Origin of the sequence: Aeromonas sp. 97A (assembly GCF_051919185.1) — a bacterium.
GTDB lineage: Bacteria > Pseudomonadota > Gammaproteobacteria > Enterobacterales > Aeromonadaceae > Aeromonas > Aeromonas veronii.
Map to the genome: position 1 here is coordinate 971,434 of NZ_JBQBFF010000001.1, position 11,629 is coordinate 983,062.

The window sequence follows — 11,629 nt, forward strand, 5'->3', positions numbered from 1 at the left end:
TGCTTCCCCTCTCTTTTTGCTGGCCACTTGTTTCACTGGCTTCTGATCCTTGCCGCAGCACGCTTTGCACTAGGCTCAGAGTTGGCAGAAGTGGATGGAGTCGCGGCCATGAGAGTCAGTTTGGGGAGTGCAATCCTGTGGGGATTGCTGATGTGGCAGAGTGCATGGGCGGCGCCAGCGGCCGAGTTGAAGATGGTCTACTTTGACGACTTTGCCCCATATTCGTGGCGTGACGAACAGGGCAAGATGCGCGGGCTGATGATCGACGTGATGGATCGGGTGGCGGCGCAGATGGGGCTGCGGGTGCGCCATGAAGGTTATCCGTGGCAACGGGCGCAAAAACTGGTGCGGATGGCGCAGGCCGATGGTTTTGTCACCATCGCCACTCAGGAGCGGCGCAGTTATACCCTGGTTGTGGAAGAGCCGGTCACTACCACTGTGCTAACTATTTTTACCCAGCGTGCCCATCCCCGCATGGCGGAGTTTCAGCGAGCCAGCCGCTTGAGCGACTTCAAATCACTTACCTTTCTCGACTATTTCGGTAACGGCTGGGGCAAGGAGAACCTGGCGGGCTTCACCGTTCATCACACCATCAATGTCGATAATGTCTTCAAAATGCTGGCGGCGGGTCGGGGGGATCTGATGGTGACCGACCCACTGGTGGCACGCTTCAAACTCAACCAGCTGGGTCTCTCCGGGTTGGTGGTCGAGGTGCCGCTGCAGCTTGACTCTACCCCGTTCAATCTCTGCATCGGCAAGCACTCTCGCTTTAATACCCGGATAACCGAGTTCAACAGTGCCCTGCAACAGCTGCGACAAAGCGGCGAGTTGGCGCGTATCGTCGAACGCTATCGTTGATGCGCGGCCGCCATCTGCGGTTTGCCAACGGCGTGTCTATCTTGGCGCCATATCGGCGATGGTTGCCCAGAAGGCATCGATCAAGGGCCCCTTGCTGTGGGGCGGACGGATAAGGCCAATGGTCCAGCAGGCTTCCCCATCTCTAAGGGGCAGGGTGAGTACATCCGGGTGCTCTATGGTGGTGGAGGAGGGGACCAGGGTCCAGGCGATCTCTGCCGCCGCGGTGGCAACACCGGCGGCGAAGTCGTTGACGTACTGGATATCGCGAAAACGCAGCCCGCTCTGGGCCAGATAGTTCATCAGGTGATCGTAAAAGGACGGGGCCTTGTCACGACGCAGGATCGCCAGCGGCTTGTCCACCAGATCCGCCAACTCCCTCACATCGCGGTAGCTGGCGGGCAGCACGGCGACAAAGTGGGCTTCGACCACCGGCAGGGCGTGCCACCCCTTGGGGGCGGGCAGGCGGCAAAAACCGAGATCCAGCTTGCCTTCACTGAGGGCCAGTAGCTGGTGGTGGGTGGAGAGATCGTTGAGCTCGATGGTCACCTGCGGCCGCTCGGCGCGAAAACGGGCGATGGCGGCGGGCACCAGGATCTTGGTGGCCACGCCAAAGCCGATGCGCAGGGTGCCGACATTGCCCGCCAGCACGTCGCGGGCGGTGCGCGAGAGCTGCTCGCTCTGGATGACCACAGCGCGGGCATCCTCATACAGCGCCCTGCCCAGTCCGGTGAGGCGAGTGGTACTGGCGTTGCGCTCGAACAGCTCGCCGCCCAGCTCCTCCTCCAGCCGCCTGATCTGTTTGCTCAGGGCCGACTGGGTAACGTGCTGACGTACCGCCGCCTGGCCGAAGTGCAGCACCTCCCCCAGAGTGACGAAGGCTTTCAGATCCCGTAGCTCCATCAGGGCTCCTTTCATTCCTGTTGGGAATGTTGAGTGGTCATATTTGTCATTGGACGGAATTTTAGAAGTGATGGATGCTTATGCCAATTCATTTCGGGTGCCCCAGCACGGGGGCGCCGAGTTATCAGAGATGGCTGACACCATCAGCGCAGAAGGAGCAACACCAGATGCATCACCACAAGTTCAACGACTTCCCGAGCGATTTTCTGTGGGGCGCCGCCTCCGCCGCCTATCAGGTGGAGGGGGGCTGGAATGCCGATGGCAAGGGGCCCTCGGTGTGGGATCTCTTCACCAAGCTGCCGGGCAAGACCTTTGAGGGGAGCAACGGCGATGTGGCGGTGGATCACTACCACCGCATGGAAGAGGACGTGGCGCTGATGGCCGAGATGGGGCTCAAGGCCTACCGCTTCTCGGTGAGCTGGCCACGCATCTATCCCACCGGTCGGGGGGAGGTGAACGAGGCGGGTCTGGCCTTCTACGAGAAGCTGATCGACACCCTCTTGGCCCACCAGATCGAGCCGGTACTGACCCTTTATCACTGGGATCTGCCGCAGGCGCTGCAAGATGAGTACGGCGGTTGGGAAGACCGACGCATTATCGAGGATTTCGAGCGCTACTGCGTGACCCTCTATCAGCGCTTTGCCGGCAAGGTGAAGTACTGGGTGTCGCTTAACGAGCAGAACTACAACCTGACTAACGCCTATCAGCTCGGCACCCATCCGCCCGCTGTGCAGGATCGCAAGCGCTTCTTTGCCGCCAACCATATCGCGTTTCTGGCCAACGCCCGGGTGATCAAGGCGTTTCGCCAGCATGTGCCAAATGGCCTCATCGGCCCGAGCTTTGCCTACTCCCCTGCCTATCCTGCGTCGTGCGATCCGAAAGATATGCTGGCCTACGAGAACGCCGAGGAGTTCAACAACCTCTGGTGGCTGGATGCCTACTGCTTTGGCCGCTATCCGCAGGCGGCGCTCGCTTACTTGCGGGAAAACGGTGAGGCGCCGGAGATCCTGCCGGGCGATATGGAGCTGCTGCGAGAGGGGACGCCCGACTACATCGGCGTCAACTATTACTACACCCTGACCTACACTGATAACCCCTTGGGCGGTCAGACCCTGCAGCGGATCAACACCACCGGCAAGAAAGGCACTACGCCGTCCAGCGGCATCCCCGGCCTCTACAAGACGGCGCCCAATCCGCACCTTGAAACCAGCAACTGGGACTGGGCCATCGACCCGACCGGGATGCGCATCGCACTGCGTCGCCTCTCTTCCCGTTATGGTCTGCCGCTGATGATCACCGAGAACGGTCTTGGCGAGTTCGACAAGCTGGAGGCGGGCGACAAGGTGAATGATGCGCGGGCGACCGATGCGTACCGCATCGATTACCTGCGCAGCCACGTCAAGGCGTGCCAGGAGGCGATGCAGGATGGGGTGGAATTGCTCGGCTACTGCGCCTGGTCGTTCACCGACATCCTGAGCTGGCTCAACGGCTACCAGAAGCGTTACGGCTTCGTCTATGTGGAGCGTGACGAGCAGGGGGGCTCCCTTCGCCGGATCAAGAAAGCGAGCTTCCACTGGTACAGCCAGGTGATTGTGAGCCAGGGCAAGCAGCTCTGACGATGTATCGCTTTGCGTAACAAGCGGGCCCGGGCAATCCCCGGGCCCGTGCTGTTTGTGGCGGGGGAGAGGGGGCAAGCCGGTTCCTCACCGTGCGACTCATCCCTCTTTGCTGATTTTTGTCCTGCCAAAGCCGCCGACCCCTGCTATTATCTGCGGCCGAACATGAGCCAATAAAAATCAGGATATCGTGATGACTGACCACACTTTTATTCCCGGCAAGGACGCGGCGCTGGAAGACTCCATCGAACGCTTCCAGACCAAGCTGCAAGCCTTGGGCTTTGATATTGAAGAGGCCTCCTGGCTCAACCCCGTGCCGAACGTCTGGTCGGTGCATATTCGCGACAAAGAGTGCGCCCTCTGCTTCACCAACGGCAAGGGTGCCAGCAAGAAGGCGGCCCTCGCTTCTGCCCTTGGCGAATATTTCGAGCGTCTCTCCACCAACTACTTCTTCGCCGACTTCTATCTGGGCGAGCAGGTCGCCAACGGCGATTTCGTTCACTACCCGAACGAGAAGTGGTTCCCCATCGAGGGTGACCAGTTCCCGGCCGGTCTGCTCGATAGCTTCACCCGCAAGTTCTACAACCCGGACGGTGAAGTGACCGCCGACATGCTGGTGGATCTGCAGTCAAACAACGAGGAGCGCGGTATCGTCGCCCTGCCGTTCGAGCGTCAGTCCGATCACGAGACCGTCTACATCCCGATGAACATCATCGGCAACCTTTATGTCTCCAACGGCATGAGCGCCGGCAACACCAAGACCGAAGCGCGCACCCAGGCGCTCTCCGAGGTGTTTGAGCGCCACGTGAAGAACAAGATCATCGCCGAGGCCATCAGCCTGCCGCTGATCCCGGACGAGGTGATTGCCCGTTATCCGGGAATTGCCGCCTCCATCGCGGCGCTCGAAGCGGAAGGCTTCCCCATTTACAGCTTCGATGCTTCCCTCGGTGGCCGTTATCCGGTCATCTGCGTGGTGCTGCTCAACCCGAGCAATGGCACCTGCTTTGCCTCCTTCGGTGCCCACCCGCGCTTCGAAGTGGCCTTCGAGCGTACCGTCACCGAGCTGCTGCAGGGCCGCGGTCTCAAGGATCTCGACGTGTTTGTGCCGCCGTCATTCGACAACGAGCAGGTGGCGGATCACCATAACCTCGAGACCCACTTCATCGACTCCTCGGGCCTTATCAGCTGGGATCTGTTCAAGCAGGATGCGGACTTTGAGTTTGCCGATTGGGACTTCCGTGGCACCTCGCAGGAGGAGTTCGACCACCTGATCGGCATCTTCCATGAGCTGGAGCAGCCGGTCTATATCGCAGACTACGAGCATCTGGGTGTCTACGCCTGCCGCATTCTGGTGCCGGGCATGTCCGACATCTATCCGGCCGAAGATCTGCTGCTGGCCAACAACAACATGGGCGCCAACCTGCGCGAAGTGATCCTGGCGCTGCCATCACTGGATTGGGATGCCGAGCAGTACATGGCGTTGTTTGATCAACTGGATGAAGAGGGGCACGACGAGCGCACCCGTGTACGCGAGCTGCTGGGCATCGCCGCTGCCAAGGGTACCGCGCTGCACACCCTGCGCGTTGGCGAGCTGAAAGCCATGCTGGCGCTGGCCGCCGGTGAGCTGGAGACCGCACTTGATCTCATTGACTGGACCATGGAGTTCAACCAGTCGGTGTTCACTGCCGAGCGTGCCAGCTACTACCGCGCTTTGCGTGCCTGCGTCGAGTTGTTCCTCGACGAGGAGCGGGATCCGGAGCAGTATCGCGCCGTCTTCACTCGCATGTATGGCGAAGAGACGCTGGCACAGGCATGGGCCAACGCCACTGGCGAAGCACGCTTCCACGGTCTGGAAGCGGCCGACCTGTCGCTCTCCCAGTTCCCGCTGCACCAGAAGCTGCTGGCGGCTTACGAGAAGCTGCAGAAGGCCAAGCGAGCCCATCACTGGGCGTGATCGTTGTTGTAAAGGAAGGGGCCGTGTGGCCCCTTCTGTTTATGGTGCGGCAAAGCACGGGATTGTTATTCAAAGATGAAATAAAAAACAAAAAATACCCCTAAGGGGGTTGATGGCAGGGCAGGGGATGTGCTGTCGATCTGCAAAGATATCTTGCCAATGCCACATTTCCATGCTCTAGAATAAATTCTTTAAAATCATTGCATTAAAAATGTGACATTTCTGTTTCAGCTGATACCTGGTGTAAAGTGGCGTAGCCATCGCACTAAAATATTTGTAGTAAAATTACATTCGCACTCTGATAAACTTGATCAATGTCAATTTTGGCTATTTGGCCCTTTGTTATGATTTCAACAGGCAAAACATTCAGGTAGAAAATAATTGAAAGCTGAATCTCCATTCGATTGTCTCAAGCCCGAAGCCATCGCTGCACTGGCTGAAGACATCACCTATGCCAAGGCTACCAAGCCGGCATACAAGGTCATTCCACTGGCCATCACCGCAGGCGCTTTCATCGCCATCGCATTTATCTTCTACATCACAGTGACGACCGGAACCGGCTCCATGCCTTGGGGTATGGCCAAGTTGGTGGGCGGTCTCTGCTTTTCTCTCGGACTTATTCTCTGTGTGCTGCTCGGTGCCGAGCTGTTCACCTCCACCACCCTGACACTGGTGGCCAAGGCTGCCAATCGCATCAGCTGGGCTCAGCTGCTCAAGAATTGGGGTCTGGTCTACTTCGGTAACCTGATTGGCGGTCTGCTGATGGTGGCGCTGATCATCGTTTCTGCCGAGTACACGGCAGCAGACGGTCAGTGGGGCCTTAACGCCCTCAAAGTGGCCCAACACAAAATTCACCACACCTTCTTCGAAGCGGTGGCGCTGGGTATCCTCTGTAACCTGATGGTATGTCTTGCTGCCTGGATGGCCTTTGGTGCCCGGAGCGCGACTGACAAGGTAGTGGTTATGCTGCTGCCGGTTGCCATGTTCGTTGCATCAGGTTTCGAGCACAGCATCGCAAACATGTTTATGATTCCGGTTGGTATCGCTATCCACAGCGTGGCTAGTCCGGAATTTTGGCAGGCCATCGGCCAGGATCCGGCAACTTTTGCTGACCTGACCGTATCCAACTTCGTCCTACACAACCTCATCCCCGTGACCATCGGCAATATCATCGGTGGTGGCGTGATGGTTGGTCTGACTTACTGGTTTATCTTCCGTCGTCATCATTAAGGATGATTGCGGGATACTACATCAATACCGTGTGAGGTAATGAAAAATGGCAGAACTTAACGAACAGTTCCAAAAAGCATGGGAAGGCTTCGCGGCCGGTGAATGGCAGACCTCTGTCAACACCCGTGACTTCATCCAGAAGAACTACACCCCGTATGAAGGTGACGAGTCCTTCCTGGCTGGCGCGACCGAAGCGACCACCAAGCTGTGGGACAAGGTCATGGAAGGGATCAAAATCGAGAACCGCACTCATGCGCCGGTTGATTTTGATACTGACCTGCCCTCCACCATTACCGCACACGATGCCGGTTATATCGATCAGAGCCTGGAGCAGATCGTTGGTCTGCAGACTGACAAGCCGCTGAAGCGCGCCATCATCGCCAACGGCGGTATCAAGATGGTTAAAACTTCTTGCGAAGTGTACGGTCGTCAACTGGACCCGATGGTCGAGAAGATCTTCACCGAATACCGCAAGACTCACAACCAGGGCGTGTTTGACGTTTACACCAAAGACATCCTGAACTGCCGTAAGTCTGGTGTTATCACCGGTCTGCCGGATGCCTACGGCCGTGGCCGTATCATCGGTGACTACCGTCGTGTTGCCCTGTACGGTGTTGACTTCCTGATGGCCGACAAACTGGCCCAGTTCAAGTCCCTGCAAGCTGACCTGGAAAACGGCGTCAACCTGGAAGCCACCATCCGTCTGCGCGAAGAGATCTCCGAGCAGCACCGTGCCCTGGCACAGATGAAGGTGATGGCTGCCAAGTACGGTTGCGATATCTCCGTACCGGCCAAGAACGCCAAAGAAGCCGTACAGTGGACCTACTTCGCCTACCTGGCGGCAGTCAAATCCCAGAACGGTGCAGCCATGTCCTTCGGTCGTACCTCCAGCTTCCTGGATATCTACATCGAGCGTGACCTGCAAAAAGGCCTGATCACCGAGCAAGAAGCCCAGGAGCTGATGGACCACATGGTCATGAAGCTGCGTATGGTTCGCTTCCTGCGTACTCCGGAATACGATTCACTGTTCTCCGGCGACCCGATGTGGGCGACCGAGACCCTGGCTGGTATGGGCGTTGATGGCCGTACTCTGGTCACCAAGAACAGCTTCCGTATGCTGAACACCCTGTACACCATGGGCCCGTCCCCTGAGCCGAACCTGACCATCCTGTGGTCCGAGAAGCTGCCGGTCGGTTTCAAAAAGTACTGTGCCAAGGTATCCATCGAGACCTCTTCCGTTCAGTACGAGAACGACGATCTGATGCGTCCGGATTTCAACAACGATGACTACGCCATCGCTTGCTGTGTATCCCCGATGATCGTTGGTAAGCAGATGCAGTTCTTCGGTGCTCGTGCCAACCTGGCCAAGACCATGCTGTATGCAATCAACGGTGGTATGGACGAGAAGCTCAAGATCCAGGTCGGTCCGAAGACCGAGATGGTCAAGTCCGAGTACCTCGACTACAACGACGTAATGGATCGTCTGGACCACTTCATGGATTGGCTGGCCAAGCAATACGTTGCTGCGCTGAACATCATCCACTACATGCACGACAAGTACAGCTACGAAGCTTCTCTGATGGCGCTGCACGACCGTGACGTATATCGCACCATGGCGTGTGGTATCGCTGGTCTGTCCGTAGCCGCTGACTCCCTGTCTGCCATCAAGTACGCCAAGGTCAAGCCGATTCGTGACGAAGATGGCGTTGCCATCGACTTCGAAATCGAAGGCGAATACCCGCAGTTCGGTAACAACGATGCTCGCGTCGATGATATCGCCTGTGACCTGGTTGAGCGCTTCATGAAGAAGATTCAGAAGCTGAACACCTACCGTGGTGCTGTTGCTACCCAGTCTGTTCTGACCATCACCTCCAACGTGGTATATGGCAAGAAGACCGGTAACACCCCGGATGGCCGTCGTGCCGGTGCTCCGTTCGGCCCGGGTGCAAACCCGATGCACGGTCGTGACCAGAAAGGTGCTGTTGCTTCCCTGACTTCCGTAGCCAAGCTGCCGTTCGCTTACGCTAAAGATGGTATCTCCTATACCTTCTCCATCGTTCCGAACGCACTGGGTAAAGATATGGAAGCCCAGAAAGCCAACCTGGCTGGCCTGATGGACGGTTACTTCCACCACGAATCCAACGTAGAGGGTGGTCAGCACCTGAACGTTAACGTGATGAACCGTGAAATGCTGCTGGACGCCATGGAAAACCCGGAGAAATATCCGCAGTTGACCATCCGCGTATCCGGTTATGCCGTTCGCTTCAACTCTTTGACCAAAGAGCAACAGCAAGACGTCATCACCCGTACCTTCACCGCTTCTCTGTAATCGAGACGTAGTGAGCAAAAACCGGCGCCAAGGCGCCGGTTTTTTTATTTTTGGTTTTTATTGCTAAAGAACTCCGTGGGCCATGCCAACCTTGAAATTCAGGGTAACAATAGGTATAACCACGCGTTTGAGAAGGCATATTAAGTGAGCGGTATGATGCAATCCTCCTTTTGGCAGACCAAGAGTCTGCAGCAGATGACTGAATCCGAGTGGGAATCCCTCTGCGATGGTTGCGGTAAATGTTGCCTTAACAAGCTCATTGATGAAGATACAGATGAACTGGTTTTCACCAATGTGGCTTGTAACCTGCTCAATACCAAGACCTGCCAGTGTTCCGATTATCTTAATCGCTTCAAAAAAGAGCCTGACTGTCTGCAGATAACTCACGACAAGATTGCCGAATATGATTGGCTCCCCTCTACCTGCGCCTATCGTTTACTGGCTGACGGGGATACTCTGCCAGAGTGGCATCCGCTGCTGACCGGCAGTCGTTCTGCCATGCATCAGGCGGGTCAATCTGTACGTGGCAAAGTGGTTCACGAGGAGCAGGCTGGTGAGTGGATTGATCACATAATCACTTGGGCCAGCTGAGCCAAGCGATCAAGTGCAATGTGGCCTGATCTAGAAGCTGAAAACGTCACCCATTTTTAGCTTGTGTTTTCTACCTCAAAACCCCCGATACAGCGTATCGGGGGTTTTGTCGTTCAGAAGGCGGTTCTGGCGTTCGCTTGTTGCAGATATCGGCGGTCCAACTCAGATTACCTGGACTTGAAGCTGCCTCTCTTGACCATCACTACAACAAAGGTCAGCAAGTCTGGTTGATCTGTTCAGTCAGTGTCTATTGGGCAACCAGATAGAGCTCCTTGCTGTAGACCACATCCTGCGGGTTAAGGTGGGGATAGCCTTTCACGAAAGGTTTGAGCAACCTGGATTTGACCGAGAAATAGATGGGCGCGATGGGGGCATCCGCATCAATGAGTGCCTCTGCCTGTTGATACAGGGCATTGCGTTCAGCGGGATCCAGCGAGTCGTGGGCCTTGGCCAGCAGGGCGTCGTACTCCTTGTTGAACCACTTGCCGCTGTTGGCACTGCTGCTGGAGGTCATGATGTCGAGGAAGGTGGAGGCATCGTTATAATCCCCGTTCCAGCCATAGCGGCTAACCCCGAAATCCCCCTCGTTGAGTGCCGAGACCATGGTCTTCCACTCCATGTTGTTGAGGGTGGCAGTGACCCCCAGGTTGTGTTTCCACATGGAGGAGACGGCCAGCGCAATCTTTTTGTGGCTCTCGTTGGTGTTGTAGAGAATGTCCACTGTGAGTGGCTTGTCCGGGCCATATCCCGCTTCGGCCAACAGGGCTTTGGCTTGCTTGATCCGCTCCTCTTTGCTCTGCAGCTGGCTGGCCGGTTTTTTCAATTCAAAACCGTCCACAATGGGGGGCGTGAAGCTATATGCGGCAATTTGTCCCTGTCCCAGGATCTTGTCGGTGATGGTCTCCCGGTCGATGGCGAGCGAGAGCGCCTTGCGTACTTTCGGGTCATCGAACGGTTTGCGCTGGGTATTGAAGACATAGTAATAGCTGGCCAGCGTGGGGACGCTGACCAGTTCTTCCGGGCTCTTGCTCTTGAGCTGCTTGTACTGCTCCAGCGGATAAGTGGTGTAGTGCAGTTCACCGGTGCGATAGCGGTTGTAGGCGGCGGTTTCGGAGACGATCTCCAGATAGATCACCTTGTTCAGGACGGTGTGCTGGTTGTTCCAGTAGTGGGTATTGCGCTCGGCACTCAGCCGCTCGTTGGGGGTCCACTCCTTGAGTACAAAGGCACCGTTGGAGACGATATTGCCCGGTTTGACCCAATCCTTGCCGAATTTTTCAATGGTGGCCTTGGGGGCCGGGAACGTGGTGTAGTGGGCCAGCGTCTTCAGGAAGAAGGGGACCGGATTTTTCAGGGTAACCTGCAGGGTGTGGTCATCGAGCGCCTTGATCCCGAGCTCTGACGGGCTCTTCTTGTCCTGGGTCACCTCGCTTGCATTGACCACTCCGGTCAACTCGATAAACCAGGCGTAGTTGGAGGCCGTCTTGGGATCGGCCGCCCGTTGCCAGCCGTAGACATAATCGGCGGCGGTGACCGGTTCACCGTTTGACCACTTGGCCTCGGGCCTCAGCTTGAAGGTGTAGACGGTACCGTCTTGTCGACCTCGTAGCTGACGGCGCCTGCTGGTTTAATCTTGCCGGTATTATCCAGCTCATAGAGCCCTTCAAACAGATCGTTGACTATGGCACTACCGGCGGTCTCTTCTACCAGCTGGGGGTCGATGGTGGTGGGTTCGGTGCCGATATTGGTCACGTAGATTTGTTGGGCATCCGGCAGCAGCTTGGTACCGGCAGGCACCTGGGCAGCCCAGGCGGGAAGGGCAAACAGTCCGGCTACCATGCCGGCAATGAGAGTCTTGTTCATTGATAATCCTTGAGTTTTATTTGCTTCCAAAGCGAAATCAGTGTGCTGGATTGGCGATCGGATCTCAAGAGGCAATGGCTGAGGGAACGGCAGGCCCATCAGACTCCATTTTTAATGGTCCAAGGCCAGTCGGATCATGGCTTGCAGCAGGTTATTGCCACGAATTAAGGGGCCGAAAGTTATCGATTGAAACCGAATAAAACGCGCCTTTTACCATAACGTGAGGCGAAATAGCCTATTTAATAGGCCGCTTAATTCGCTGCAAAAACAAAAAACAGACGTTACATT

General features: G+C 56.6%; 7 protein-coding genes and 1 pseudogene. 6 read left to right on the forward strand and 2 right to left on the reverse strand.

The window, feature by feature from the left end; all coding sequences use genetic code 11:
- The first annotated feature begins 108 nt into the window (after nucleotides 1-108).
- The gene (locus ACTG27_RS04440; protein WP_438370042.1) at nucleotides 109-858 is read left to right on the forward strand and encodes a substrate-binding periplasmic protein; all 750 of its coding nucleotides are present in this window, start codon (nucleotides 109-111) and stop codon (nucleotides 856-858) included.
- Nucleotides 859-894: 36 nt separating this feature from the next.
- Here the strand turns inward: ACTG27_RS04440 and ACTG27_RS04445 are convergent, their stop codons facing one another.
- On the reverse strand, nucleotides 895-1,758 hold the full coding sequence (locus ACTG27_RS04445) for a LysR family transcriptional regulator (protein ID WP_040069378.1): 864 nt from the start codon (nucleotides 1,756-1,758) through the stop codon (nucleotides 895-897).
- Nucleotides 1,759-1,925: 167 nt separating this feature from the next.
- Here ACTG27_RS04445 and ACTG27_RS04450 point away from each other — a divergent pair, with 167 nt between their 5' ends.
- From ACTG27_RS04450 to ACTG27_RS04470, 5 genes are all read left to right on the forward strand, one after another.
- Complete coding sequence (locus ACTG27_RS04450) at nucleotides 1,926-3,374, forward strand: glycoside hydrolase family 1 protein (protein WP_439979156.1); 1,449 nt, start codon at nucleotides 1,926-1,928, stop codon at nucleotides 3,372-3,374.
- Nucleotides 3,375-3,567: 193 nt separating this feature from the next.
- The gene (gene ycaO / locus ACTG27_RS04455) at nucleotides 3,568-5,328 is read left to right on the forward strand and encodes a 30S ribosomal protein S12 methylthiotransferase accessory factor YcaO (RefSeq protein ID WP_005352574.1); all 1,761 of its coding nucleotides are present in this window, start codon (nucleotides 3,568-3,570) and stop codon (nucleotides 5,326-5,328) included.
- 381 nt (nucleotides 5,329-5,709) lie between these two features.
- Nucleotides 5,710-6,558 carry a formate transporter FocA gene (gene focA / locus ACTG27_RS04460; RefSeq protein ID WP_005333620.1) on the forward strand — a complete coding sequence of 283 codons (849 nt, stop codon included), beginning with the start codon at nucleotides 5,710-5,712 and terminating at the stop codon, nucleotides 6,556-6,558.
- Between the two features lie 46 nt (nucleotides 6,559-6,604).
- Nucleotides 6,605-8,887, forward strand: a complete 2,283-nt coding sequence (pflB, locus tag ACTG27_RS04465; protein WP_005352571.1) for a formate C-acetyltransferase — start codon at nucleotides 6,605-6,607, stop codon at nucleotides 8,885-8,887.
- 156 nt (nucleotides 8,888-9,043) lie between these two features.
- Entirely contained in the window at nucleotides 9,044-9,478 is a 435-nt protein-coding gene (locus ACTG27_RS04470) for a YcgN family cysteine cluster protein (protein ID WP_075112995.1), read from the forward strand.
- A gap of 247 nt (nucleotides 9,479-9,725) precedes the next feature.
- Here the strand turns inward: ACTG27_RS04470 and ACTG27_RS04475 are convergent.
- Nucleotides 9,726-11,341: pseudogene (locus tag ACTG27_RS04475) on the reverse strand (peptide ABC transporter substrate-binding protein).
- Between the last annotated feature and the right edge of the window lie 288 nt (nucleotides 11,342-11,629).